Origin of the sequence: Fangia hongkongensis FSC776 = DSM 21703, from assembly GCF_000379445.1 — a bacterium.
GTDB lineage: Bacteria > Pseudomonadota > Gammaproteobacteria > Francisellales > Francisellaceae > Fangia > Fangia hongkongensis.
In genome coordinates, this window is record NZ_KB902245.1 from 51,717 (window position 1) to 76,687 (window position 24,971).

The following is a 24,971-nucleotide window of genomic DNA, read 5'->3' on the forward strand; positions in this document are numbered from 1 at the left end:
CATCGACATAGGGCTAAAATTAAATAAGGTTAATTAGGAAATGCTATGCTTAATTAACTTTCGTTTTTCTTTATAAATTTGACAATTCTCACGACTTTAACCTCTTTACCATTAACCTCTTGATCTACGCGCTCAATTTCACATTTACCCACTTTGCCAATAAGATCACTTTCAGCTAGCTGACCAGTTTTGTACTTTTCATAAATACCTATCGATTGACAAAAATAAGCCAAGTTGCGAATATATTCGTCATTTAAAATGAAATATTTCTTTAATAGTTTTGTATTCCCTTTTTTGTCTTTAAGAACAACATGAGCCACCATCATTTGTTCACCAAAGTTATCCCCTTCAGATTTCACTGTATCTTGTTCAACTTTCATAACCTTAAATTGAACAACGCCAGTTTCGATGGGAATATCGGCTTCAACTGCGTTATAACTAAACATTGACATCTCTTTTTGCTCCTTTATTTTTTTACTAAATAGTTAGCTTATTGGCTTTAACCCCATTTTCGACTTAAACAATTCCCCAAGTTAATTGCCTTAGCTTGAAGGTGATCTTGCACCGTTTCGTCACAAGATTTATCTTTACGAGGGCGCATTGTTTTAAATGTTATTTTGTCAGAAGTAGTCAGTGCAGCATTTGCACGTCTAATCCATTTACGAATTGTTCCAGCATCAAACCCTGTTGTTTTAGAGAGCCTATTAACCGTAAAGCCTTGTGATGAAAAATCTTGGAGTACTTCAATGTAAGACTTTTTGTATCTTTGCTCTAAAACACACTTAAAACTGTCATAATACTGATTTGCCATCACTTAACCTCTACTTAGATTTTCTGCTGGTAGTAAGTCCATGCTCGGGACACGGAGCTTTTATTTTCAATGTTACCTTTGCATTACTTTTCAGTTTGCTATCTCGATAGAACCAAAAATTGACTGTTTTATTGAAACTGTGCTTTAAAATCTGCATTTTAAGCTCTCCCTCTTGCAACTTGATTCACATACACTGAAAACAGAAAACCCAATGATTGATTATTATTTTTAGAATCAGTATATTTGTCTGACTCTTGTGGCTTAAATGGGTTTTGCGCTGATTCCAACATATCTCGACCTAAACAACAAATTCGTTTTCGCCAACAATAAGAACATATGGCTTGGTGGATTCGCCTATATATCTTTCTGAAATGCTTTTTATTTCTTCTTGGATTTCACTGGATCCAAGCTGCATCTTTTCGCTTTGAAGGAATACATCTATATTACCAAATCGAGTCTTGAGAGCCTGTAGCTGATCTATTGCATCGTTGAGAGTCATACGTATTCCTCATTTATTAAATCGTGCGGTTTTTTGAAATTATCGAGCTTATATGAAGTAATAATTTCTTTGGCTACATCTTTTGGAAATTGACCATCGGTTATTAGCGCTCGCGATTCATCAGCCGATGTCTGGTAAGCCAAATAACCAAAAACCGAACTCAATTTCTGTGCGATTAATTTCTCGATAACCTCTAAGCTTACTTTGATCTCAGCATTCTGTTGTTGTAACAAACCTCAATCCTCCCTCTCTTTAGCAGAGCCTACACCGTCACGCTAAAAATACCCCGCACATGACAGCATAGGATGCATTGCCCCTGCAAATGGAGGCATCTTTAAACTTTTTTCGGACACCGCCGCCAACCGAAATCAGCGGCAATGTCGCCCCCGTCCTACTTTACACCCCAAAATTAGGTGATATTTTAAATTGCGATTTTTATGTAATGTTATATTTGGGGATTTCTAACCTCCCAGTAAGCCAACAACATGTAGAGTCGGAGTGCACCTTATTTGGTCAACACATTCATAAAATATCTATAATAAAAGCATTGTTAGATAGCAATCCAGCATCTATCATTAGACTCATGTGGGGTATTATAATACCTGTAAGTGGTATTGTAAACATTAAATTGAAAATAAATACCTATTATTGGTATTTTTATGGTGAGATATGGAAAAAAAATCAGGTGAACGTGTAAAACAAATAAGAATGATGTGTGGTTTGTCTAGAGAGGATTTTTCCTTAAAGGTTGGTATCAGTAAACATACGATACAATCATGGGAGCAAAATAAAACATCTCTTTCTTCAAAAGGGGCTGAAAAGCTTGTTTCTGGAGTAGAAACGTTTGGAGTCATATGCTCTGAGCAATGGTTACTTTTTTCTTTGGGTGCACCCCCAAGATATATCCACGATTCTAAATCAATAGAGAGTTTTCCCGAAAAGTTGGTTAAAGTCTCAGACACACTATATGAGGAAATATCAGTATTTGAAAAGATGAAAGACAGCTATATATCGATAATATCTGATGATTCTATGTTTCCATACTATAATATTGGGGATTATGTTGGTGGATTAAAGGTTTCAATAAATAAGTCAATCATCCGTGACTATAATTTTATAATCAAACTAGATAATAAAACTGTTGTTAGAAAAATAGCTATACGTGATGATGATATAGTTTTATATCCCGTGAATCCAATGTCAACTGCGGAAGAACCCTATATGGTTAACCCAAATATAAATCTAACCTATGCTATAATTTGGCATAGAAAACTTGCAATGAAAGTGTGAAAATGGCTCAAAAATTCGCAATTGTAACAGGTGCAAGTCGCGGTATAGGTTTAGCTGTAGCGCATTATCTTGCGAGCAAAAATTATAATCTTATTCTTATATCTAGAAGCTCTGTGAATTTAATAGCAGCAAAACATGAGATAGTTCATAACTACCCAGATATAGATATTCATGAGTATGCGTTTGATATATCGGATGTTTGTAAAGTTGCCAAATTTATAAAAAATATTACTATGGGACTGAAGATAGATGTTCTTTTTAATAATGCAGGAGTATTGCATGAGGGAACAGTATTTATAAAGACATCTGATCTACAGAATCTCATGAATGTAAATTTGATTGCTTCTTATGAGATAGCTAAGACAGTTGCTGAAATTATGATGAAAGAAAAATCTGGGTATATATTTAATTGCGCCTCCATGTCGGGAGTAAGAGCATTGGAAAACCTAGGTGGCTATGCTGCTTCAAAATTTGGTGTTATTGGGTACTCTCAAGCAATGGAAAAAGAGCTGTCAAAATATGGCGTTAAGGTAAGCGCTATATGCCCTGCTGTAGTGAATACTGATATGACTAAAAACAATACTTTAAAACAAAAACTACCAACGGATGATATTGTGCTTACTATAGACTATTTGTTAAATATTAGTAAATATGCAAAAGTATCAACCATCAGTATAGAAAATATTGACCATGTTATATAGTGGCTCGCTCTGAACATAATGCATCACTAGATACCAAGATTCTTCTAGATGCTGAAAATTTGTTACCAAATTTTGAAATGCCATCATCTCTCATTGCTGCTGAGTGATGGTTTAAGTAAGTGTTTAAATTGTCCATTGTAGATACATCATATACTACAGTAACGTTATGCAGACCATATTGATTATCAGTATCATGAAGTATCTTAAAGTTTTTAAATCCTTTAAAATTCAACATTTCATTAGCATGATACTCTAACCAATTCATGAAGGCTGAATATATCTCATCTTTTATTCGTAAATTAACTTCATAAACTACCACAATAAATACCTTTAATCGTTATTTACTTTATTTATGGTGGTATGATACCATTCGCTTATATGTTAATATACCCCTGACATAATAAAAAAATGAACACATATCAAGTTGATGAGATCATTCCATTTAGCGAAGATATCCAGATGAGTTTTTATAAAATATTAAGGGCTCTTGGCAATATCAACTGTAATTACTTATCATACACTGTAGAAGATAGGGATTTAAAAAAAAGGACGAGCTTTTTTTCTCATTTAGAGTGGAATAAACTGTTTAAAGACAACAATTTTCGTGACTCATGCCAATTGAGTGAGTTATGTCAAGATCAAGGCACTGCTACTATTATATGGAATGCCTTATCACATAACACACGTAGTAATAAAATGGTTATGGATGCGCGTTATGATCATGATATTGCTAATGGCATTACATTGTCTTATCAATATGAAAATTTATACGAAATGATTGCATTTGGAAGTAGAACAAACAACCCAAAGTTTGTTAGTCACGATTTTCAAAGAAACATAGAGCTGATAAACCAGTCATTGTTAGACCTCCGAGCTTTATCTCGGCTAGTATTTTAGATTTTTTATTCGTATATATTTAGGTGTATATCATGACAAAACGACAAGTATCAATACTTTTATTCACTGCTATTGAGTGGTTCGATTATATTATATTTTTAGGTCTATCTCCGCTTTTTGCTAAAATATTTTTTCCACAAGACATAAATTTTCACACATCATTGTTGCTAACAGTCTCTGTATTTTCAATTTCCTATGTATGTCGACCGCTAGGTGGTACCGTAATGGGTATCTTAGCTGATAAATATAATCGATATAATATTTTTAAATACTCAGTTGGAATAATGGTTGTTAGTACAATATTAATGGCATGTGTTCCTACATACTCCAGTATAGGGATACTATGTCTATTTATACTATTATTTGTTCGGATGCTCCAATCATTTTCAATTGGTGCTGAGTATTCACTATCCTTCGTAATCATGTATGATCATGCCAGTTCAGATAAGAAATATTTTATCCCCTCTTTAATCAATGCAGCTTTAGCAATTGGTGTATTAGCTGCCACACTATTGATTTATTATTTAAGTTATATGGGTGTTATAACTCCTACATCGAATGCTTGGCGCTATATATTTTTATTCTCGGCGTGTATGTTTTTTGCTTCTTGGGTATTTAGAGTCAAAGCTTATGATAGAACACAAGTGACTAAGCATAATCCAAACATAAGTCTATTTAGAGTACTGCAAAGTGAAAAGTATACGGTTATAGCTACCGTTGCTTATATATCATTTTCAGCAGTAGGATTTTATATGTTTTCAGTAATGTCATCTACTACATTGAACTCTCTTGGGTACTCACCATTAAACTCACTAATGATCTCAAGTATCGGTGTTTTAGCAACGATAATATTCATTCCTTTTTGGGGAAAAATTCATGATTTAGGTAATCCATTTAAGCTACAACTATATGGAATTGTATTGCTGTTCGCATTTAGTTTTCTTCACACTTATTTGATGTATTTAAAAAATTACCCCTTAATATTTTTAGGTCAATTTATTTTTGGTGCCATCTTATCAATAAATATGGCAGCGCTGCCTAGCTATTTATCAAAGATTTTTGCAATAAACAATAGGTCGTACCTTTTAGGTTTTACATATAATATAGCCTTAGTAATCTTTGGCGCTACAACGCCCGTTGTTATAGTTGCACTAAGCGGATTATCTCAATATATGCACATCATATATTTTGGTGTTATCTGCATCATATCGGCACTTGGGATTTGTAAATTAGAGGGTGGATTAGAGATAAAAGATATATCATCCAATAGGTCAAATCATATTCAACCAATTTAAAAGAGCTATTAAGTATATTGGTTAAACATAGATGGAGATGTAATGATAAAATTTTCAGGACTTAGTCATATTAATATTGTTGTTGATGATACTGAACTTGCGTCACAATACTACAAAAAACTTTTTAATGCTGAGCCACTTCAAACGTTTCCACATTTTAAAAATGTTGGGTTTTCTAAATCTGCTGGTTTTATGGATAACCCAGAGAAGGTTGATGTAACAGTACGATTTTTACAAATCCCTGATACAAATTTAACACTTGAATTAATGCAGTATCACGCCCCCAAACCTATTGATAAACGCGACTTGAATAAAAAAACACACCAAATTGGGAATGTGGGTCATATAGCACTTAAAGTTAACAATATTGAAGAGTCGTTTAATTATATCAAATCAAGTAGGTTAGCGACTCTTATTAGTTCCCGTCAGAACTATGATGCGTATCAGATAGATGCTATCACGACCAATGATTTTTATTTTCATGATGAAAAAATGGAATCTGACCTCAGTCAAAAAGATAGCGTATGTAATATAGTCGGCAACATAAAATATTTTTACTTTGTTGATAATTATGGTATTCAATGGGAGTTAGAACAGGGTCATGCTGATATTGGTGAGTAGTGTTTAGGTCTTTATTAACTGTTGATAGGACGGTTTAGATTTCCATACGAATAAGCTTAATTTCTTCAATAATATCGTCATTACTTATTTTTTCAGATAGCCTAATTAAAGACCTAAGAATTAAAGTATCGGTTATCTTAATATTGCTACCTACCATTTCTGATACTGATTCTGCTTTGTCTCTTAGCATATCAAGTTCATTATAACTAATACGGTATGACCTTGGTGATGGTACTTTCTTGTCAATAACTTTTTTCTTAGGCTTTCTTCCTAATGCTGTTTTTTTAGGTTGTTCTGTACTGTCATTATTAGGCAGCTTTATTCCAGATAGTGGGCTTTTCTTTGTCATATAATGTACTCCTTAGCTAAATCATCATAGTCTTTTTTCACTGCTGATTTTGGCGCATGAATGGCTATTGGTTCTAAATCTATTCTAGATTGCTCTAAAACACTTGCTTTTCTTATTATGGTATTTACAAGATATTGATCTGGGAGATTGTTAGACAGTTCAGACTCAATGGTCGTTGTCATTTTTTTGTCTCTAATATCTCTTTTGTTTCGTATTACTTTAATTGAGTAGTCTGGCTGATCCTCTTTTACATCATGAATTTTATCAAAAAGCGTTTTAACGCCACGCAGAGCAAAGTTATCATAATTGATCGGGACTAAAATATCATTTGAAGCAAAAATAGCATTTTGCGTGAGCGGACCGAGGTTGGGTGGGCAATCTATAATGACATAATCAAAATCATCAGCAACTTTATTAAGCTGTCTGTGTAATAGCTTTTCAAAACGAGTTCTTCCATATATTTCAACTTCAGTCAGTGATAATTGCAAGTCAGACGGAAGCACATATAAATTTTCAATGTCATCACCTTGAGTTTGAGCCTGAACAATTGCGTTTTTTATACTATATGATCTGTCTCTAATGACATTTGATACGTTATTGTCTTCACTTACATCATCACAAAATACTATACATGAATGAGCTTGTGGGTCTAAATCAATTAAGAGGATTTTTTTTCCAAGCTCACTCAATGCATATGATAAATTTGTAGAGATGGCTGTTTTCCCAACCCCTCCTTTATGATTAATGATTGCTGTTATCTTCTTTGCCATTAGTTACCTCCTTTTTGTAGCACTTTTCAACTACATAATGTAGCACAGTTATGCTACATTTGCAAATACCACGTTATTGTAGTCTGAATGTGCTACACAGTGTAGTAATAATATGCTACATAATGTAGTAATTATAAAATATTATAACATAAGGGATGGAACACGTTGACATATTAAAAAAACGTGATTAATTTATAAATAGATATTTAATCTACGGGAGGATTGAATGAAAAGTAAAAAATCGATTTTTATGTTTGGCAGGTAAATAAACCTGCCAAAACGACGGTTAACTAAAATAGATTAACTAAGCTAGATAACCCTCAAGCAGTTAAATTCTAGCTTAATTGGTTGAAAATATCAACTTCAAGAGAAGGAGCTAGAACGTGTCCACAATATTCCACGCAGGAAGAAAAATCTTAAGACAAAAAATTGGCAATCATAATTATGCTGAAATAGCTGATCTAATTTATTTTAGGGTGAGCGGAAGCAAATATTTTGATGAAAAAGGGAAACCTTTTTTCTTACTCCCCAATATCGATCATATCATTGAGCAAACAGGACTAGGTAAAACAGTCTGCAAAAAAGCTTTGGTTGAATTAGAAAAAAGTAACTGGATAAAGAGAATAAAGGTTCGTTGCTATGACGGTGCTGTCCGTCTTAAATTGTTCATTACAGAGAAGTTCAAAGACATCATGTCGCATATAGACTCTTTAGTTCAAAATAGCGCTAAAGAGGTAATCAAACCCAGTGTTTATGCTGATTTGCAGTTTTGCGACCAATCAGAAAATCAGGATTCCGACCAATCATATATAAAAGAAGAAAATAAAAAAGAACAAAATAACAATCTAGAGATAATTCAAGAATTAGAGGGTGTTGAAAAGCCTGAATGTAAAGATGATTGTTACTCTTTAAAAACTGATTTCGATACTCAGCAAATAGTCAATGACATAGCTGAGCATACGGAAGTTGACTTTGAAGAAATTAACTTAGCAATGCTAGAGGTCACTGAAAACTATGACCTAGAGACAGAAAATGAATGCATTAATGCAGTTCTTCTTAAGCTTGAGTTGATCAATGATGATGAGTTTTACCGTCTTTGTGATAATGGTTTGAATGGTATTGCTCATTTCTTACGAGGGGGGGGTAGAGTAAAAGCGATAAGCAATACCAATACTGCAAGTGTAGCAACAATTAGCAAAACCGATAGTTTTGTCAGCAAAAATGATATTGAAATGCCATCTGTGAAAAAAGATGATTTAAGAAAAGACCTCGTTGGAAGCGCAGATCAGAGCTTTCACAGCGGCGTACTGCCCTATTCCCAGTGCGTAGCTCTGGTTGCTATCATCGATTATGTAAAACGACAAAATGTAGTTATCGGAAGCGACAAAGAAATGTACCAATGGCTTTATCACATGGCAAGCAATCAAGCCTACTACTACAGCAATGCAAAAAACTTTCGCCACTGGTGCAATATAGCTATGAGCCAGCTTAAACAAAGACGATTAAATCGTCCTGCTGGATTTGGTAAGTGGATGTCGATGGTAGAAAATAATACTCTGGAGGTTGCGGCGTGATGTTGAAGAAAAGAATAATACAAAATAAAAATGTGATGAATATAACTGCTTGTATTGCTGCTATGGCGCTAACTCTTGTCGTGTATGCGCTTTCATACGTTGCACAACACAGAATTATAACTGCTAATTACATTGCAATTAGCTCACTATCTTTGTTGTTGTTAGTGTTTATTAGAGCTACTTATCTGTATTTTGTAACAAAGTTGTTGTCTCTCCAAAATCACCGTAATGTTAATGCAGCGCTGAATATCAACAAATACACCGCGAGGCTCATTTTCATCAATGTGTTATTGATATTCTTATCGCTGACAAATCTCATGACTATTGAAGTTGTGTATTATATCTTTTGGCTGTTGCAGCTCTATCTTATCGTGATTATCTTGCTAATGCAGCCAGCATTGACAGAGCTCATAAAGACGGTAATTCTGAGGCAGCAAAAAACTCAGATTGAGAAAGCTCATGCATATGTGGTTGAAAATTGAATAACGATATTTTTTACTGTCCCGACACCCACAAACACTGGGATCGATGTGTCGCGTTGGTTGACATGGTCGCATTCTTTCCATCCTGTGAGCAAATTGATTTTCCTGAGCTTAAAGGCAAGCCTGTGGTCGTTACAAATGGCGAGAAAGGTACTGCTATTATTTCATCCAGTTATGAAGCGCGTGAATTTGGAATTAAAACAGGTATGCGAATTCATGATGCGTTAAAGATTTGTCCGCACCTAGTCAAACGCCCTTCTCGCCCAGATCGTTATGCTGAAATCTCAGCTAAAGTGATGAGTGCAATTATGAATTTGACGCCCGATGTTAGCGTCTACTCAATAGATGAGTGTTATATCAACTTAGAGCCAGTTTTGAGGCTCTATGGCTCAGTCAAAGTGATTGCTAATAAAATCAGAAAAGCCGTATTTGAGGCAAGTGGCGGTCTACGATGTTCAATTGGCATATCTGAAGGCATGTTAACGGCTAAATATTGCGCCAGAAACAAAGGCGAGACGACAATTGTCGCACCAGAGGACATGAAAGCCTATATTGCTGATGCGCCTATCGGCGATATCTGCGGCATTGGCAAAAACATTGAGAAATATTTACAGCGCTTTGGAATCTATCACTGTAAAGATATCGAGAAATATCCGATGGCAATTTTAGCTGATCGATTTGGTGACATTGGGCGTCGGTTATATTTGACTTGTCTTGGCAATGATCCTATGCCAGTTGACACAACAGATAAAGATCATAAATCTATGGGTCACGGCAAAGTTACCGCTGGCGAGCATGACAAATCCGTTATACGTGGGATTATGCGACAGCTCACTGAGCGACTAGCAAGACGCTTACGCCAGCATAAAATGATTTGTGATACTTTTTTTGTTGGATTTAAGAATATGCGTGGCTGGGTCGGCTTTAAATACAAAACACACCCTGCAACAAATATCACTGAAGAAATCTGGAAGCTAGTAAGATCACACTTTAGGCATTGGCAACAAGAGCCGCTCTACCAAGTGCAAATCACTGCGCTATCACTGCAATCGTCTGAGATTAAGCAAATCGATTTGTTTGATGATTTACTGCCTGAATCTAAGCAATCAAAGATTGATGCAGTTAAAGACAAGATCAATCAAAAATTCGGTAAAGGCGCTGTGCGCTCCGCAACTGAAATTCTAGCTGAGAAAGCCAATATGGTGCCTGTGATTTCATTCAACTTTGATGCCACTGGTAAGAAAAATAGTCTGTAAGCCAGATCACAACAAATAGAAGACTTTTTTGTGTTTTTATCTTGAAATAAAACATAAATAGAACATAATAGGCAGTATAGCACTTAAAGTTGTATGTTATGTTAACAAACAAAGAGAAACAGACTTTAGAGATTATTAAAGCATTTATTGAAAATGAAGGCTATTCACCTACATTTGAGCAGATCGCTGACAAATTGGGCGTAAAAGCTAAAAGCACTGTTTCTCATTATGTTCGTGCACTCAAAGAAAAGAACTATATTCATATTCCTGAAGGCAAACGAAAGTGTATTGAATTAATTGAACAAGCTAATGATTACGCCCTTCCTCTTGTAGGAACTATCGCGGCTGGTTCGCCACTTGAAGCCTATGAAGTGATTGAAAGCGTTGATTTAGGTGGCTTAATCAGCACTAAAGAGCATGATCGTTACTTATTGAAGATATCGGGTGAGTCAATGAAAGATATTGGTATCTTGGATGGCGATTTGGTCTTAATACAAAAGCAACAGGTTGCGAGAGACGGTCAAATTGTCGTTGCACTCATTGATGATTCAGAAGCAACCTTAAAAGAGTTTAAAATGCAGAATAATAATACGGTTCTTTTAGTTGCACATAATAATGCAATTGCGCCTATGATTTACCCTGCTGATCGGGTGAAGATTCAAGGTGTATATCTTGGGCTTCGTTTTTCTAAAAATTATTTGGGTTGATTTATGTGTGGCGGTGCGATGTATATCAGGGATGAAGAAATACACAAAGTTTACTTTCCAAACCCAAAGGCATTGCTGCCTGTTTTGAAGCGAGATGGGTCACTGGAGTATATGCCGTGGGGTAGACGCGAGAAACAATCTGGCGCCCTACCCCTTGGTGGCTGGGCACGGTTAGAGAGTTTAAAAAAAGGCATGTGGAATAAGTATTTTCCGAAGCATTGTAAGATTATTGTGAATGAGTTTATGGAGCGTGATAAGGCGACTGGACAGACAAACTGGTTTACAGTAACCAAAGGTCATTATATTCACGGAATTATTGCACAAGATAACGGTGAAATAAGGCTCTATGTTGTGACTATTGCAGCGCAAGATACCGATATCCATGACAGATACCCACGAATCATTGCAAATACGATATGAGCCACGATTTTTGAAAATACAAGCAAAAAAATTAAGGATATTTGAACGGGTTTCAAAGCCTGATAATAGCAACACTGCGTATCACCCTTCCCCCTCCTAGCGCAGTGGTTATCGGGCTTTGATAAGGAAAAGAAGTGCAAAACTGAGTTATGCTAAACTAGAAACATGAGCAACATAATATCGAGAGAGTAAAAAATGGATAGTCATAGAATATTGACATTTTTACATGCCAAAGAGCAGGCATTCTTTTGGCAAGTGAGTGAGTTTCAAGCAATTGACAGAGGCGTTGAAGCCAAGGCTGAAAAGAATCATTATTTGCGTATATTATTTAATCCGCGTGAGGGCTTTAAAATCCTTTTGCTACATCAAGGACTGATGCGTAAAAAGATCGTAAAACGCTTATCTAAAGTGAGTCCTTTTGACTTACATGATGCTATCTCTAACGTGCTTGCATTGATCACAAAAAAGCAAGCGGCATAAGCGTTTCAAAGAAAATAACATAATAAAAATAATAATTCTGGGAGGTGTTAGCAATGCGATTTACATTCAATTTCGTCAAAATCAAAAAACACTACATATTGCGTAAAAATGTAGAAAATGAAATGATATTAGAGAAAAAAAGAAAACTCAAAGAGCGCTTAAGGCGTGCAATATGAAGAAGGATAATCATTTGGAAAATAGAGCCAAAAGACACAAAGAAGCACAAGAAATGATCGAGCTTGGTGTGCCAATGTCAATCGTATCAAAAACTACTGGTTTACTTCCAAAAGAGATATTATCGTATAGGAATACGAGCGATAATCAGGCATCTGAAATGTGAAGCTACTAATATGGAGTATTTGCCTTATACTGGCTGCAATTTTAGCAGTTGCACTGATTGAGTTATTGCAACTGCTCAGGCATGATTTACTGTATGTTAATATTATTGTATCTGTGATATTTAGTTTTAGTGTTGCCTATTTTGCAGCGCAGTTTTTTGTAAGAAAACTGAATGTATGAAAATATTGCCATGGTTAATCTTGACACAACAAATAGCCAAAATTAAAATCTTTAATTGAGAATAAAATTTCGGGTGGTGGTAGAAATAAAACACCTTTTGGAAATACTATCAAATCCTCTTTTACGGATTGTGAACCACCCGATTAATTAACGCTAAAATGCAGCGCAACCAATATAGTTGAACCCTGATTGATCACCTTGTGTATCTAAAGGACTTAAAAAAGCATGATTGTCAACACTGAATATTTGCGTTGGTAGTGAACTATACACTGTTACAATATCATCCTTGGTTGTAATTGAAACATTAAGCGATTTGTACTCAACGTTCATACCATTTTCAGTCATATATCCGCTATACCCCTGACTTTCAGTTTTTTTGACTTTTAGCACATAGCTCACAGGCAAATAAAAGTCTTTGTGTTTCTCTTGGTTCGCTCCAATTAAAGACCAAACTGCATATTGTCCATTACATGAAGCAACGGCATCATCAAAAATGCTTGTGGCTTGAGCTGTTCCAAACACAAATGGTAGCATCATGACTATTAACTTCTTTTTCATTTTGAGTTCCTCGTTATTATTTGACTTAATACAAAGCTGTCACCAGCATTGCAACTATACTTTGCCATGAAAAATCCAGACAGTGACCCTACAATTGTTAGATCACTGCCAACTTTTTTAGACTTTTTCATGATTACACAACTTACAAAACGACCTACACCACAATTGTGGTGTTAAAGTGAAAATAATTGAATTTTTTTGACCCCAGAGAGTTTTCATTGAATTTTCAGTGACAACACCCATATAACAAGCACCTAAATATTTGTCAGTAAAATATGAGTCTACAAGGAAATATTCAAAAGCTGAAAAAGGCACAATCAAGAAAAAAAACCGTATACATTACCTACGACAACTATGAGCATATTCATGGTAAAATAACTGAAATAGGCAATGTTTTTGCGCACCTAGAAACAGAGGAATCAAGCGAGACGGTTATGCTCGATATAGATAAGATCATAGATATATCACTAATTAAGAGTAATGTATATGGCTAGAAAGCGCGGATGGTATGCTACGCCAGAGAAACCAACTAACAAAAAGCTAACAGCTACAGAGAAATCGTATATTGAGTCACATTTTGCAAAAAAAATCACACTTGCAAATCAGAGATTTGAAGCGCATCAAGAGGAAAAATATAACGCTCCTACATGTGCATACATTAAATGGTATCGATCATATATGTATATCTGCATTCATTTTGAGCGTGCCAATGATCCTGATAGTGGTTTTGAAGAAAAGACAGGAAGAATGCATTTTCATGAAGATGGAAGTGCTTCATTAGCTTATATGAGACATACTGGGCAATGGTGGACAGTGCACAGTGATATTGCTATCGATTCGGCGATAGAAACTATGCTAAATGATGATATATATTGGAGTGGTTTTGCGTGAAAACTAATACACGCATCTTCACCGAAACAGTGCAAAAAGAGTACGGCAAAGATGCCAAAGCAGTCCTGAAACACTATATAGCTAAAGGGCTAAGCAATCGTGAAATTTCAGAAAAGCTTAACTTTGACTGCTCAACCATCTCACGATACTGTAGAATATACGGACTGTCAGTGAAAAAGATAGAAACGCCTATCAGTGTTGTAGAGATGGACAGTTTCAATGCTAAAATAATCAATCGTGATAATGTACTTAGTCGCAGGTGGAGATGTCATGATATTTAAAGAACCACGTAAGAAAAATGGTCAAATATGTTTAGGTTTTGAATTGGCTTATAATCCCAATAATAAGGCTGCATGTCGTTGGTTTGCTAATAATGAGCCTGTTAGTATGGAAAAAGTTGCATCTGTATTAGAATATGACACTGTTAATCAATTGCGTATGGCTATACGTAAACATGGTCATAATAGAGTCTTTTTGATTGGGCATGACAAATTGAGGAGGAAGGATGGCAGCTAATCAATATAATGGTCTAAGCTTAAGATCGCTGGTTGAGAGCAAATATAAGCGACCTATTAAGCAAGTATTTATTGATTTTAGAGAGGCTGGAAGAACTTTAGATGATGTCTCAGAAGAATTTAATTGCAGCCCTTCTACTGTGCGTAAATATTCAACCATGTATGGTTTTACCTTTCCAATAGATGCAATCGCCAAGATTAAAAGAAAAGAACAGGAAGCATCATATATTGAGTATTTGTTTAATCAACTAAGGCTTACACATTTGAACAGTGTGAACTTTTTATACAAAGCATGGAGATAGTTAATATATTATGGATTTAGACATTTGTAGAGATGAGATTGTCGAAATACTCAAAGAGACAGGTGGCTCGGTTCCTGTGGCAATGAAGAATTTAAGAGAAAAGACCGAATGTGACCTAAGCGCAGCCTATGATTATTGCGAGAGTATTTGGGAAAAAATACAAAAAGGTAAATTATAAATGACCGCAGAACGAAAAAATCTAAAATCAGATATCGATACCTTAGATCGCATACTAGATTTAATCAATTTCAAAAAAGACGTTTTCATTGATAACTCAAGTGAGAACGATCTGAAAAAGATAATTGATTACGTTAACAAGACAAAAGCAAAGATTGATACGAAACGCCAGAGCTTACCTATTGGTCATAGATTTACTGGCACGTTTTACTTGAAAAAGCCATACACTATCCCAAGTGAGGCGGTTGAAATTGAAGGCTCAGCTTTCATTCCTGAGCATTTAGTGTCGTGGAAAATTGAATCAGATGATGAATACGCTAAAAATTTGTACTATGTTCGCGCAATATACAAAGATAAGGCAATGAGAGTGCCGCTGACTAGAGAAGATGGTGAGGCTGTTTTTGATGAAAAATCAGAGGTTAAAAATGAACCTTAGCAAATTGAAAAAAGCATTAAATAAAATAATCTATCATGATGCGGCTACACCATTCGTCTTAATAGCTTTAATCTTAGCAATGGTAGGCATGGTTTATCTGCCCATAGAAGGATTAACTCTCATTGCTGATAACCATACGAATATATTTTTCAAAATTGTAATAGGTGCGGTTCTGCTAGGTCTTTTCATTGTAGGGCTTAGAACGAAATATAAAATGTATTGTAGACAAAACGGCATTACAAGAGGAAAAGCACCGAAAGAAAAAGACAATGAACGCTAAATCAATCTTACGATTAATCACAGCCATAACAGCGCCCTACTCTTTTGAATCATCATACAAACACAAACTAAGTAATTATTTTTATGCCTAAAAAACAAACCCAAAAACGCAAAAAGAATGGCAAAGTCAAAGGCTGGGAAGCGCATATGATGTGCAGATTCACAAAGGAAGGTGACGCTAATACATATGTTGAACGTTGTGCGATCAAGGTAGGTGTGGCAAGTCTATCAGCGGTCAAAGGCAACCCAGAGGTATATGCAGCAGTAGATAGCTGGATCGATGAGCTGGTTGAGTCAAATGGGTATGAGAAGGGTTTTACACTTAGCGTTGAGAGATGGGTTGCTATTAGATAGTTACACTAATTTAATTCAAACCATTGTAGTTTAAACTAGTTTAAATTAAGTTAGTGTAATATATTGATATAATGTTTCATTTAAACTAAACTAAACCATATTAAACTTATTTAAACTAAACTTTATTATGTTGGAGGTTAGGATGTCTGATAGAGGAACGATAATTGGGGTTTTAACTTCAAAAGGCGGATCAGGTAAATCAACGATTACAGAAAATATAGCTGTAGGCATTGCTCACAAAGGTGTAAGTGTTGCCATAATTGACTGTGACTTTAAGCAAAGAACTGCATCTAAGTGGATTTCACGAAGGAATGAACTTCACCCTGATTTACCAAAAATACACTGCTTTTTAGAGTCAGACAATTTGATATCATCGATTAAGGAGCACGCAAAACATTATGATGTCAATATTATTGATGTTCAGGGTCGAGATAATAAATCACTAAGAGCTGGGTTTTTAGTATGTGATATTATTTACGTTCCCTTTATACCGTCACAGAATGATCTAGAGGTGATAGAGGAAATATCCTCAATTATTGAGGAGACTCAGGAGCAAAACCCAAATAGGAAAATTTATGCAATTCTAAATGACTGTCCACCACAAGTCCTAAGTAGTCAAAGTAATGAAGCCTATGATTTTTTAGAGGACTATAAAAACATATTTGATATCTCAAACGTCAAAATTGTACATAGAGCTGTATATCAGACTTGTCCATCAGAAGGAATTGGCGTGGTTGAGTCTAAAGATAAAAAGGCTGCATTTGAGATTGAAAAATTAGTTAAGGAGATTGAGTCAAATGTCTAAATTCAGAAAAAACACACCTATTAATACCCCAGATAAAAAGAGTGAAACTTACATAAACCAAGCTGAGGATGGCGTAAAAAAAGAAAATTCGATGGATAATAAATACCATAAAAAGGAGTTCACATTTCCGCTATCTGCAAAACACGCTGGTCTTTTAGAAAAACTATTTGAATATCATGATGGTGATATATCTAGAAGAAAGCTAGGTTCTAAGGCTTTGGCTTTTGGGATAGAGCAAGAGGCGGAAAGGCTTGGAATTGATATTACTCAAGATGAATATGAATAACATAAACTAAAATACACTGGTTTAATAAAAACTAAACCAAATCAAACCAGTTTAAACTAATTAATGTAGTGCTAATTTAATATTTTATAAGCTTGCCTAAGAATTGCTTTCTCATCTTCCGACAAATCAGCACCTTTGCCATACAAGCCAATGAGGAATCTAGCAATTTCAGCTATATGAGATAAGTCAGCTTGCTCGTCAGCGATCATGCCGTCAAAGGCTAGTGCTGCATTCGCAATGAACTCTAACTCAATTTCTGATAGTGGTATTTTTTTCATATTGATCACATCCAGTATGTTGATATCAATGTATAGATGATATCGATTATGACAAGCAATACGATAGCAACAAGGAACTTCTTGATGCCAATCTTTTGCTTTTTGTCGTTAACGAAATCTATAGTCCTCAATATCGCCATTATCAACGAGGCGATGATTATTGAGATGCCGCCAAACACAACGCCAATCCACATGAAGGGAATCCATGCGGAAAGGGCGGCTATTACGGTGTAGATGATGAAATATTTAATAAATATGGTTATGGGTTTAAAAGGCATAACTTTCACACTGAGTCCATCATGTGTGGTAGTGATATCTTTTTATTTAATTCAGGGAATAGGAATGCAAAATTATCAATTTCATCATCTGTTGATTTATAAGTTTTAATGTCATAATCCTTCGTATTAGTGGCAAAATCCTGCCATACACGCTGAAAATCTTTTAGTTGATACTCATGCATTGTTTCATATACTGAATTATGAAGTTCGACAAATACATCATCCATTCCCCCAGCACCAAGGATTTGATGATGTTTGGAATTTATAACCACTTTACTTTCATCAAAAATATTTGTGAGTAAATCTTTCAAATCATTTAGTGTGAAAAATTTTGAATGTGGTATTAGAATTTTCATCCCATTGTTATAACTGCAATTGTACGAATGAGACTGTAGGAAAACTTCTACAGCTTTATTTTTTGTAACGGGAGATGGGGCTGCAATGAGGAGTTTTATTAAATCTTCATCTTCTATTCTATTAATACGCTTTTGATACTCTCTATCAATTTCATCGTAAAGGCTTTAGCTCACCCTCAATTTCACTAGAACGCCCTTTATCTTTATAGATTATTTCTGAGACTTTAGCCGCTATATCAATTAGATCATTTACATTAACTTTGTCACCATAACCATGTTTGCGAGCTATTTTTAAATATTTACGAATAGAGTTGCGTGAAATACCTAATGATTTCTCAATAGCTCTTTGGCTTTCACCTTTATGATCCATATACAAAACTTCATTTATTACTGCCACGTGGGTCTTCCTCATTGTTATATTAATCCAATATTGCTGAGTGAAATGTCAGCAATTATATCGTATTAGGGTGGGTCAATATAAATGTCGTAAGACTGGAGCAAAATAAATGTCGCAGACTCCTCAAGGGTGGAGCATTATATTTGTCGCGTAACAGTTGTAGGGAATGAATCCTGCTGTATAAGTTTAAACACTTCATCAACTCTATATTTTCCACTAATAGGTGGTTGGATAAAAAGGTAGTTTGATGCATGTAATATATGGGATTTCAATTGTTCTTTATAATGATGATTTTTTGACTCTATGGAAAAGTATGGGTGGGCTGCATAATTTCTATCTACTTTAATTCTATTAAGATGTTCCCTCTCTATAGTGCTTATAAGCATAAGCTCATCACAGGATTTTTTTAATATTTCTTTTTCAAAATCTTGCATTAGTTTGACGTCATTTTTTTCGCAAAGAGCATTAAATTTCTTTATTATTTGTTCAGCATTGCTATCACCATTTGTGCTCATTTCTTTAATTTTATTTATTAGATCATGAAAAATTGCAAGCCAAAGTAATATGGTAGAAGCTTTGTATGCTCCTGTGTTATAGCAGAGCATCGCTTCTTCAAAATGAACCAAAGTTTCTTCGTATTGTATTTTTAATTTTATTTCATCTAGATCATTAATGTAGCATCTATCCATCTTTTTCATCTCTTTCAAACTTCGCCACAAACTTCTCAGCAGCCTCAATTCTTTCTTTACAAGCCTGATAGCTCTTTGATGCAGCCTCAAGCATAGGTGCAAGCTCATCGATAACGTTAGGGTTATTCTGACCGCTTTGTAGCTTGTTGTGTATATCTTCCAGTATTTTGTAGTTTTCGCTATATGATTTTGATGTGCTTTCCATGATTCCTCCTCAGTATGATGTACGCCACATTTTTGATACTTTCGATTTTTGTTCATTAGTTAGGTTATTGAAAAACGTAAACCCAGTGCGTTGCTCAACTTCTTTGACAGAGACACGACTATTGTTGACTGCGCTGTAAGACTTTTTAACTGCTTTATTCGGCATGATGAAAGCAATTACTTCATTCTGCTTGGGAGCGTAAATGACTTTGTAGTATGCGCTTGGCACTGCAACTTTGCTTTTGCCAATCGTTTTCGGTTTTTTGCCTTTGAATATGACGCCTGTGTAGACATATAGTTCACCTTTAGACTTTGCCCAGAATCTTACAAAGCTCTCTAATTTCGACCACCCTTGACGGTTTAAACCAGCCTTTTGCGGACTCATGTTTGATAGCAAGAAAGATTGATTTGCACTTTCTCTTGAGAAGTCCATCGAAGCGTATGGCGCTAGGTGCCCACGGTCATATCCGCTTTTACGCCAGTCAGATAACTCACTACGACATTGCTTTGGCAGTGATAAATCAGGCTCAAAGTCATCTTTACGTTTTAACTTTGTTGATACTGAGTTTGCTGTTAGTCGATACAGAGAGTAATTCGGCTGTTTAGTTGTACAGTTGTAAGCGACAACGTAGCCGTCACGACATAAATAATAGTCAGATTTCCCTGGGTAGCCATACTTTCCATAATCATGACAAAACTCGCCAGCAGTCGGTTTGTAGTTGATTGTATTAATAGGCATTGCAACCAAGCTGGTACAGAGTAGGGCGGTTGCTAGTGTTGAGTATATGATCTTTTTAAGCATTGTTTTCTCTTTTGATAGTTACTTGAACATCGCCATCATGGTATTTGACGTTGAGTGATTCACATTGATTTGCTTGTGTTGATGATGTGATATATTTTCCGTTGTCTGTTGTGACTGCAAAGCCACGCTGCAAAGTTGGATCAATGGATAATGACAACACGCCTTTATAATGGCTTTTAATGCTGTTTTGAGCGTTGTAAAGCGTATTTTTAGCATATTCTACAATACCGCATTGCCATATGCCTAACTGCTTGCCGTGGCTCTGTATTAAGCTTTTTGCAATTGTAAAAGTATTTTGCTTGATACTATTCACTTGAACTTTTGAGACTTCAATAGACTTCTTAGCCATTTGCATCATGTTTTGATAGTGGCTATTAATCAATTGCGTTTGATAAGTGAGCTGCTGCTTTGCGTTTGTATGAACAAGTTTGTAATAGTCGTCTGTAGCTTTTCTCTGTGCGATGACAGCTTGCTTTGCAAAGTGCGTGATGTATTGATGCTGTTTTTCGATATCGCTTTTTGCTTTACTAGAGCAGTTACGTGTAATCAATTTAATCGACTCAAAGTTAGCTTGAGCTTTTTGTGCATTATTAGTAATCGTCTTAGCGATGAAATTAATGACTTTGGAAGGCGTATCAAATGATCGCGCTGCAAGATCATCTAAAACGGTTCTATCACGCTCGTGACCAATACCGACAAACACAGGTATAGGCATATGACAAAGTGCATTAGCGGCTTCAAAGTAGTTGAACCAGTCAAGATCGGCTTGAGAGCCACCGCCACGAATAAGAACAATTGCATCGTAGCTTTTTTCTTGTGAAGTGGTGGCTCTATATATTTCACGAAACTGTCGGGCAACAGTTGTCGCGCAATCTTTGCCTTGCATGGATGCATGGTACATATCAAAGTTGCAGAGGCTGTGTTTTTTAAGCAGGTCAGCTTCAGCAAAAAAGTCACCTAGCCCAGCCGCGTTTTCACTAGAGATAATAGCAACATTGGTAAATTCAGTTGGTATTGATAGGGCGCGATTGTTGTCGATTACGCCTGATTCAGTCAAATCAGTAATGATTTTCTTTTTTCTGGCTTCTCTGTCGCCCAGTGTAAAGCTTGGGTCAATGTCGATAATGTTGAGTGATAGCCCAAAGTTTTGGTGAAAGTTGACGTTAACTAACAGCAATACTTTCATACCAGTTTTAAGCTGCTCACCAGTGGCATTGTGAAATTTTGGTATAATCTTACTTGCAAGGCTAGACCACATGTTCAAGCGAATTTTCGCAAGGCTTTGGTGTGTGTTTTCATCAAACTCAATTAGTTCACCATAGTAATGGACGCCACTTTTGCGCCAGTCTGATAACTCACCGCGTACCCAGTAGCCGTTACCTTTGAATTTCCTGTCGAGCGTTTGTTTGATCTCGGTGAGGAATTCAGAGAGGGTAAAGGATGATTCGTCTTTGTGGTGGGCTGGATCGATCATCATAAGGATAGAATGGCTTTTATTTTTGTACATGATTTATAATATGCTTTGATGATGCTATATCTATAGTAATTTGAGAATATTGAATTAAACAATTTAAAATAATGAATTTGCTTTTTAAAATTTCTTAGCAGATATCGCCATTTTAAGGCGGCTATAAATTCATGTGTATTACCTATGGTGTGTATTATTTCCTTTTTATTAGGAGTGATGCCAAGCATGGATATATCGATTTTTAGTTGGTTATCTTGAAGTTTAAAGTCAATCGAATTTGCGCCCTTTAAAGTTAAAAAATTTCTTTTCTCAAGGAATTTATATAGAGCTAATGACTGAATATCAATATTTTTTACAGAGGAAACTTTACAGATAACTCCACAATAACCATTTTTTTGAATAATTTCCTTATTGAAATGCCAGAAGTATTTAGCAATTACAGTCCTGTGATTTCCTGAATTTAGCAAATATAGTTTACCCTTATATCTTATATATTCAGGGGGATTGTCATGATCAATCATTTCGCCATTGAAGTAGTAAAAAGGATTTTTTTGCAACATTTTCATATTCCCAGAATCGGGTTTACACCTTTCCTTATAGAGCATATTTGACCAGATTCTATCTTTAGGGTTTTTTTCATAATGGTTTTGTATATAACTAATTTGATCAGGGTTAATCACTTCTATTTTATAGGGATAAATATTTAGACCGCATGTTTTGCTGCAAAAATATGATAATACCCCACTGACAGAAAGCTCATTTTTGTCAAATGGCGTTCCATGCTTTTTTTGTAATTCATGCAGGTTAAATTGAAAATCGATTTTACTAATCATAAATCACAATATCCTTATAACTCTGCACCGTCTCAATATCCCTTTCAGCATCGTGACCTAGATGCTTTGCAAGCTCATGGTCGTAGTAATTGTCAGATTCATTTGGCTTCTGTAATTGGAACTGATATTTCAGCATAGCAGCATACAACTGGCGCATAGATTTTGGCAGTAGCTTAATGGTGACAGCAGGATTCGTAATCATAGCAACTTGATTTTCGCGCTGCGGCGATAGGGCGCTTCTAAGTGGTGTGCTGGTTGCTTTGTCAAATTTTCTGTAGTCGTCACCATAAACACTAAAATCTTTGATATCTCTGAGAATTGTGATGGCTTGCAGGATTAAATTGGCATTGCTGAACGTTTTAAATTCAATAGATTTGTTCTCTCTATCTTCATCGGTTTTTTGCTTAGCAAGTCCTGTTATCTTCATAGTGTGAGCATTAATGACTTCAAAATTGCCTGTGACACATACTTCATAAATGCGTCTGCCTGTTAATAAGCAGATAGATAAGCACAGCTTAGACCACGACTGATAACGAGCAGGCTGCATTTGCTTAATCATTTCGCTTTCAACATCATCGAATATTTGTTGCGCGTCCTTAATGTTGAGCTTTAAATGAGTCAGACTTTTTTTGTATGTTTTGCCGCGCTCTGCAATCACATGGATAATTTGCTCTTTAATAGCGTTAAAATCTTCAATTTTATTTCGCTTAGGCATAATAACCGTTTCTTTGAAGTCATCAGCGGTGATAATACCGTCTTTAATGACATGAGAGGGCGTGTTAAGCTTGTAAGCTATATCGCCATTCGAAAGGATTTCAACGTAAATAGTATCATCAGATGGGTTATCTTTTAGTGATGTCATAAGTGCGAGTTTATAGCTGTCGCCAGTCTTATTTCTAAGCGTCACTTTAGTTTGATACTGATTGTTTTTATATTGCATGGCTTGCTCATCTCTAAGTGCAGCAAGGTCATTGTGTACAATAGCAACGAATTCCTCATCAAAGCCTTTAATGTACTTATTGATAGCGGATTTTGCTTTAGTGAGATAGTTGTAACGTGTATCGAGCTTTTCAATTGAGCAGAGGCGTTTTTTAAGTGATAGAATGACACGCTTTAACGTAGCAAGATGGTGGTTTTCCAACTTCTTTGTTTTATGGTCGAACTCATTGTAAATGTTGCCAATAATTTGCGTAGTATGCTTAATCTCAAGAGGTAAGGATACCCCAGTTGATTGTGGGATTGCATTGCCCAATCCTTCACCGACAGAGATAATTGCGTCAGTCACCCCCAACTCAGTCGATATCTTAGCAAGGGCTTTTTTAATGGTGTCTTGTGTCAGGTAGCTGTACTCAAAAAATGCTTCATTGATTTTATATGATGCAATTTTGAAGTGCTCTTTTCTCACCCCCAAATCTTCAATTTTATTTAAGCGTGTTGCAAGGGCAGAGACGGAGCGATGAATAAAGCGATTAAACCCAGAAGTAGCTTTCTTTTCTTTCAGCGCTTCTTCAATTTTATTAGCCCACTTTGTCAGGACTTCAATTGAATGCTCAGTGGCTTCTTTAAGCTCGTGAGTGTCATTTTCAGGGTAATGGTATGTAGTAGGCTCAAAATAGTGCTTAGAGAACTCTAGCAGCTTTCTAAGCGCGTTATTTTGATCAGTCTGAGTAAGCTCACCATGTGCTTTAATGATTGCATGTTCAAGCTTCTCTCTAGGGGTAATTTCATCGAATATTTTTTTGAAGTATGATCTTTCTTTGACGGCTTCAAAGGCAATGAGTTTTCCTAGGGAAGTGACGCTGATATCTTTTTGCATGTTGGCGACTCCATGTTTTCTAGTCAGAAATATTTAGGCGGTAGAGGCAATCTCGAATATAGCTACCATTATAATAAAGCAGCGGTAACAAGTCAAGCATAAATCAAAAATAATTCAACTTTTTGCAAATAAGTAGCGGTAACAAAACTACAGGGTATGGTATATTTTTCAACCATAAAGTAGTGCAACTACATTGTAGATATCTTACTACATGAGGCAATTCGGTGTATAAATTAGCCAATTAGTATGGCGTCTGAGAGGGCGCTAGGAAGGCGTTATATTTAGAGAGGAAGCAAGGTGAAAGAGGTGAGAAAGGCTGACAGAGAGCGCCTAGAAAGCCTTATATAGTCTTATTTAAATGGGGCTTTGAAAATGAGAGGTGAGTGATCAAAATATGTCACCCCCATACGCGCACTACATATTGAGGATGTGAAGACTGGCAGAGGATGGAGAGTTCGAGAGGGTAAAGTAAGAACGCCTCGCCACGGGCTTTAAAATACCCAAGAAACGGAAAGTGAGTGAGCGCACCGCACCGAAGTTGAGCGCGAAGCGCGAAACAAGGTAGCGGTAGCTCAT

The 24,971-nt window shown here is 35.8% G+C and carries 41 protein-coding genes; 24 read left to right on the forward strand and 17 right to left on the reverse strand.

Annotated elements, in window-relative coordinates; translation table 11 throughout:
• Positions 1-53 precede the first annotated feature (53 nt).
• The 4 genes from A37Q_RS0104770 to A37Q_RS0104790 form a co-directional block, all read right to left on the reverse strand.
• Positions 54-452 carry a hypothetical protein gene (locus A37Q_RS0104770; RefSeq protein WP_026196529.1) on the reverse strand — a complete coding sequence of 133 codons (399 nt, stop codon included), beginning with the start codon at positions 450-452 and terminating at the stop codon, positions 54-56.
• Between the two features lie 47 nt (positions 453-499).
• The gene (locus tag A37Q_RS0104775; RefSeq protein ID WP_018299139.1) at positions 500-811 is read right to left on the reverse strand and encodes a hypothetical protein; all 312 of its coding nucleotides are present in this window, start codon (positions 809-811) and stop codon (positions 500-502) included.
• Positions 812-1,109: 298 nt separating this feature from the next.
• A complete protein-coding gene (locus A37Q_RS0104785; RefSeq protein ID WP_018299141.1) occupies positions 1,110-1,310 on the reverse strand; it encodes a hypothetical protein in 201 nt (66 codons plus the stop codon).
• Complete coding sequence (locus A37Q_RS0104790) at positions 1,307-1,543, reverse strand: hypothetical protein (protein WP_018299142.1); 237 nt, start codon at positions 1,541-1,543, stop codon at positions 1,307-1,309. Before A37Q_RS0104790 ends, A37Q_RS0104785 begins: the two co-directional genes overlap by 4 nt.
• A 436-nt stretch (positions 1,544-1,979) precedes the next feature.
• Here A37Q_RS0104790 and A37Q_RS0104800 point away from each other — a divergent pair, with 436 nt between their 5' ends.
• Positions 1,980-2,600 (forward strand): helix-turn-helix domain-containing protein, encoded by a 621-nt coding sequence (locus A37Q_RS0104800; protein ID WP_018299144.1) that lies wholly within the window; start codon positions 1,980-1,982, stop codon positions 2,598-2,600.
• A 2-nt stretch (positions 2,601-2,602) separates the two neighbouring features.
• Entirely contained in the window at positions 2,603-3,301 is a 699-nt protein-coding gene (locus A37Q_RS0104805; protein ID WP_018299145.1) for an SDR family NAD(P)-dependent oxidoreductase, read from the forward strand.
• Here A37Q_RS0104805 and A37Q_RS14645 read toward each other — a convergent pair.
• Positions 3,294-3,620 (reverse strand): DUF4286 family protein, encoded by a 327-nt coding sequence (locus tag A37Q_RS14645; protein ID WP_169710233.1) that lies wholly within the window; start codon positions 3,618-3,620, stop codon positions 3,294-3,296. The genes A37Q_RS0104805 and A37Q_RS14645 overlap by 8 nt on opposite strands.
• Before the next feature lie 89 nt (positions 3,621-3,709).
• Between A37Q_RS14645 and A37Q_RS0104815 the strand changes: the two genes are divergently transcribed.
• The 3 genes from A37Q_RS0104815 to A37Q_RS0104825 are packed head-to-tail and all read left to right on the forward strand — an operon-like array spanning position 3,710 to position 6,114.
• On the forward strand, positions 3,710-4,198 hold the full coding sequence (locus A37Q_RS0104815) for an autoinducer binding domain-containing protein (protein ID WP_018299147.1): 489 nt from the start codon (positions 3,710-3,712) through the stop codon (positions 4,196-4,198).
• Positions 4,199-4,230: 32 nt separating this feature from the next.
• Positions 4,231-5,493, forward strand: a complete 1,263-nt coding sequence (locus A37Q_RS0104820) for an MFS transporter (RefSeq protein WP_083906981.1) — start codon at positions 4,231-4,233, stop codon at positions 5,491-5,493.
• A gap of 42 nt (positions 5,494-5,535) precedes the next feature.
• Positions 5,536-6,114 (forward strand): VOC family protein, encoded by a 579-nt coding sequence (locus A37Q_RS0104825; RefSeq protein WP_018299149.1) that lies wholly within the window; start codon positions 5,536-5,538, stop codon positions 6,112-6,114.
• A gap of 34 nt (positions 6,115-6,148) precedes the next feature.
• On the opposite strand, the gene A37Q_RS0104830 is transcribed toward A37Q_RS0104825, so the two are convergent.
• Both A37Q_RS0104830 and A37Q_RS0104835 read right to left on the reverse strand, forming a co-directional pair.
• Positions 6,149-6,463, reverse strand: coding sequence for a hypothetical protein (locus A37Q_RS0104830; RefSeq protein ID WP_018299150.1), 315 nt, complete (start codon positions 6,461-6,463; stop codon positions 6,149-6,151).
• Positions 6,460-7,233, reverse strand: a complete 774-nt coding sequence (locus tag A37Q_RS0104835; protein WP_018299151.1) for a ParA family protein — start codon at positions 7,231-7,233, stop codon at positions 6,460-6,462. The genes A37Q_RS0104830 and A37Q_RS0104835 overlap by 4 nt, the downstream gene beginning before the upstream one ends.
• A 383-nt stretch (positions 7,234-7,616) precedes the next feature.
• On the opposite strand from A37Q_RS0104835, the gene A37Q_RS0104840 reads away from it, so the two are divergent.
• From A37Q_RS0104840 to A37Q_RS0104875, 8 genes are all read left to right on the forward strand, one after another.
• Positions 7,617-8,807, forward strand: a complete 1,191-nt coding sequence (locus A37Q_RS0104840) for a hypothetical protein (RefSeq protein WP_018299152.1) — start codon at positions 7,617-7,619, stop codon at positions 8,805-8,807.
• Positions 8,807-9,289 carry a hypothetical protein gene (locus A37Q_RS0104845; protein ID WP_018299153.1) on the forward strand — a complete coding sequence of 161 codons (483 nt, stop codon included), beginning with the start codon at positions 8,807-8,809 and terminating at the stop codon, positions 9,287-9,289. Before A37Q_RS0104840 ends, A37Q_RS0104845 begins: the two co-directional genes overlap by 1 nt.
• On the forward strand, positions 9,286-10,545 hold the full coding sequence (locus A37Q_RS0104850) for a DNA polymerase Y family protein (RefSeq protein ID WP_169710234.1): 1,260 nt from the start codon (positions 9,286-9,288) through the stop codon (positions 10,543-10,545). The genes A37Q_RS0104845 and A37Q_RS0104850 overlap by 4 nt, the downstream gene beginning before the upstream one ends.
• Before the next feature lie 98 nt (positions 10,546-10,643).
• Positions 10,644-11,252 (forward strand): transcriptional repressor LexA, encoded by a 609-nt coding sequence (gene lexA / locus A37Q_RS0104855; protein WP_018299155.1) that lies wholly within the window; start codon positions 10,644-10,646, stop codon positions 11,250-11,252.
• Between the two features lie 3 nt (positions 11,253-11,255).
• Positions 11,256-11,672 carry a hypothetical protein gene (locus A37Q_RS16415; RefSeq protein ID WP_018299156.1) on the forward strand — a complete coding sequence of 139 codons (417 nt, stop codon included), beginning with the start codon at positions 11,256-11,258 and terminating at the stop codon, positions 11,670-11,672.
• A gap of 195 nt (positions 11,673-11,867) precedes the next feature.
• Positions 11,868-12,152 (forward strand): hypothetical protein, encoded by a 285-nt coding sequence (locus A37Q_RS0104865; RefSeq protein ID WP_018299157.1) that lies wholly within the window; start codon positions 11,868-11,870, stop codon positions 12,150-12,152.
• A gap of 172 nt (positions 12,153-12,324) precedes the next feature.
• Positions 12,325-12,492 carry a hypothetical protein gene (locus tag A37Q_RS16360; protein WP_018299159.1) on the forward strand — a complete coding sequence of 56 codons (168 nt, stop codon included), beginning with the start codon at positions 12,325-12,327 and terminating at the stop codon, positions 12,490-12,492.
• Positions 12,489-12,671: a hypothetical protein gene (locus A37Q_RS0104875; RefSeq protein ID WP_018299160.1), complete on the forward strand. Its 183-nt coding sequence runs from the start codon at positions 12,489-12,491 to the stop codon at positions 12,669-12,671. The genes A37Q_RS16360 and A37Q_RS0104875 overlap by 4 nt, the downstream gene beginning before the upstream one ends.
• 153 nt (positions 12,672-12,824) lie before the next feature.
• Here the strand turns inward: A37Q_RS0104875 and A37Q_RS0104880 are convergent, their stop codons facing one another.
• The gene (locus A37Q_RS0104880; protein ID WP_018299161.1) at positions 12,825-13,229 is read right to left on the reverse strand and encodes a hypothetical protein; all 405 of its coding nucleotides are present in this window, start codon (positions 13,227-13,229) and stop codon (positions 12,825-12,827) included.
• Between the two features lie 275 nt (positions 13,230-13,504).
• On the opposite strand from A37Q_RS0104880, the gene A37Q_RS0104885 reads away from it, so the two are divergent.
• The 11 genes from A37Q_RS0104885 (at position 13,505) to A37Q_RS0104935 (ending at position 17,274) form a co-directional block, all read left to right on the forward strand.
• Positions 13,505-13,723: a hypothetical protein gene (locus A37Q_RS0104885; RefSeq protein ID WP_018299162.1), complete on the forward strand. Its 219-nt coding sequence runs from the start codon at positions 13,505-13,507 to the stop codon at positions 13,721-13,723.
• Positions 13,716-14,120, forward strand: coding sequence for a DUF3024 domain-containing protein (locus tag A37Q_RS0104890; RefSeq protein ID WP_018299163.1), 405 nt, complete (start codon positions 13,716-13,718; stop codon positions 14,118-14,120). Before A37Q_RS0104885 ends, A37Q_RS0104890 begins: the two co-directional genes overlap by 8 nt.
• Positions 14,117-14,401 (forward strand): helix-turn-helix domain-containing protein, encoded by a 285-nt coding sequence (locus tag A37Q_RS0104895; protein ID WP_018299164.1) that lies wholly within the window; start codon positions 14,117-14,119, stop codon positions 14,399-14,401. Before A37Q_RS0104890 ends, A37Q_RS0104895 begins: the two co-directional genes overlap by 4 nt.
• The gene (locus tag A37Q_RS0104900) at positions 14,391-14,636 is read left to right on the forward strand and encodes a hypothetical protein (protein WP_018299165.1); all 246 of its coding nucleotides are present in this window, start codon (positions 14,391-14,393) and stop codon (positions 14,634-14,636) included. The genes A37Q_RS0104895 and A37Q_RS0104900 overlap by 11 nt, the downstream gene beginning before the upstream one ends.
• Positions 14,626-14,937, forward strand: coding sequence for a hypothetical protein (locus A37Q_RS0104905; RefSeq protein WP_018299166.1), 312 nt, complete (start codon positions 14,626-14,628; stop codon positions 14,935-14,937). The genes A37Q_RS0104900 and A37Q_RS0104905 overlap by 11 nt, the downstream gene beginning before the upstream one ends.
• A gap of 10 nt (positions 14,938-14,947) precedes the next feature.
• Positions 14,948-15,115: a hypothetical protein gene (locus A37Q_RS16210; protein ID WP_018299167.1), complete on the forward strand. Its 168-nt coding sequence runs from the start codon at positions 14,948-14,950 to the stop codon at positions 15,113-15,115.
• Positions 15,116-15,550 carry a hypothetical protein gene (locus tag A37Q_RS0104915; protein WP_018299168.1) on the forward strand — a complete coding sequence of 145 codons (435 nt, stop codon included), beginning with the start codon at positions 15,116-15,118 and terminating at the stop codon, positions 15,548-15,550.
• Complete coding sequence (locus A37Q_RS0104920; RefSeq protein WP_154648621.1) at positions 15,540-15,830, forward strand: hypothetical protein; 291 nt, start codon at positions 15,540-15,542, stop codon at positions 15,828-15,830. Before A37Q_RS0104915 ends, A37Q_RS0104920 begins: the two co-directional genes overlap by 11 nt.
• A gap of 83 nt (positions 15,831-15,913) precedes the next feature.
• The gene (locus A37Q_RS0104925) at positions 15,914-16,183 is read left to right on the forward strand and encodes a hypothetical protein (protein ID WP_018299170.1); all 270 of its coding nucleotides are present in this window, start codon (positions 15,914-15,916) and stop codon (positions 16,181-16,183) included.
• A gap of 142 nt (positions 16,184-16,325) precedes the next feature.
• Positions 16,326-16,988: a division plane positioning ATPase MipZ gene (locus tag A37Q_RS0104930; RefSeq protein ID WP_018299171.1), complete on the forward strand. Its 663-nt coding sequence runs from the start codon at positions 16,326-16,328 to the stop codon at positions 16,986-16,988.
• A complete protein-coding gene (locus A37Q_RS0104935; RefSeq protein ID WP_018299172.1) occupies positions 16,981-17,274 on the forward strand; it encodes a hypothetical protein in 294 nt (97 codons plus the stop codon). Before A37Q_RS0104930 ends, A37Q_RS0104935 begins: the two co-directional genes overlap by 8 nt.
• Before the next feature lie 71 nt (positions 17,275-17,345).
• Here the strand turns inward: A37Q_RS0104935 and A37Q_RS0104940 are convergent, their stop codons facing one another.
• From A37Q_RS0104940 to A37Q_RS0104985, 9 genes are all read right to left on the reverse strand, one after another.
• Positions 17,346-17,552, reverse strand: coding sequence for a hypothetical protein (locus A37Q_RS0104940; RefSeq protein ID WP_018299173.1), 207 nt, complete (start codon positions 17,550-17,552; stop codon positions 17,346-17,348).
• Between the two features lie 283 nt (positions 17,553-17,835).
• On the reverse strand, positions 17,836-18,186 hold the full coding sequence (locus A37Q_RS0104950) for a hypothetical protein (RefSeq protein ID WP_018299175.1): 351 nt from the start codon (positions 18,184-18,186) through the stop codon (positions 17,836-17,838).
• A 151-nt stretch (positions 18,187-18,337) separates the two neighbouring features.
• Positions 18,338-18,583 (reverse strand): helix-turn-helix domain-containing protein, encoded by a 246-nt coding sequence (locus tag A37Q_RS0104955; protein WP_035404738.1) that lies wholly within the window; start codon positions 18,581-18,583, stop codon positions 18,338-18,340.
• Positions 18,584-18,720: 137 nt separating this feature from the next.
• A complete protein-coding gene (locus A37Q_RS0104960) occupies positions 18,721-19,281 on the reverse strand; it encodes a hypothetical protein (protein WP_154648622.1) in 561 nt (186 codons plus the stop codon).
• Entirely contained in the window at positions 19,265-19,477 is a 213-nt protein-coding gene (gene xseB / locus A37Q_RS0104965; protein ID WP_018299178.1) for an exodeoxyribonuclease VII small subunit, read from the reverse strand. The genes A37Q_RS0104960 and xseB overlap by 17 nt, the downstream gene beginning before the upstream one ends.
• Positions 19,478-19,486: 9 nt before the next feature.
• Entirely contained in the window at positions 19,487-20,278 is a 792-nt protein-coding gene (locus A37Q_RS0104970; RefSeq protein ID WP_018299179.1) for a DNA/RNA non-specific endonuclease, read from the reverse strand.
• Entirely contained in the window at positions 20,271-21,785 is a 1,515-nt protein-coding gene (xseA, locus tag A37Q_RS0104975) for an exodeoxyribonuclease VII large subunit (RefSeq protein ID WP_018299180.1), read from the reverse strand. Before xseA ends, A37Q_RS0104970 begins: the two co-directional genes overlap by 8 nt.
• Positions 21,752-22,579 carry a hypothetical protein gene (locus tag A37Q_RS0104980; protein WP_018299181.1) on the reverse strand — a complete coding sequence of 276 codons (828 nt, stop codon included), beginning with the start codon at positions 22,577-22,579 and terminating at the stop codon, positions 21,752-21,754. Before A37Q_RS0104980 ends, xseA begins: the two co-directional genes overlap by 34 nt.
• Positions 22,572-24,395, reverse strand: a complete 1,824-nt coding sequence (locus tag A37Q_RS0104985; protein ID WP_018299182.1) for a protelomerase family protein — start codon at positions 24,393-24,395, stop codon at positions 22,572-22,574. The genes A37Q_RS0104980 and A37Q_RS0104985 overlap by 8 nt, the downstream gene beginning before the upstream one ends.
• Between the last annotated feature and the right edge of the window lie 576 nt (positions 24,396-24,971).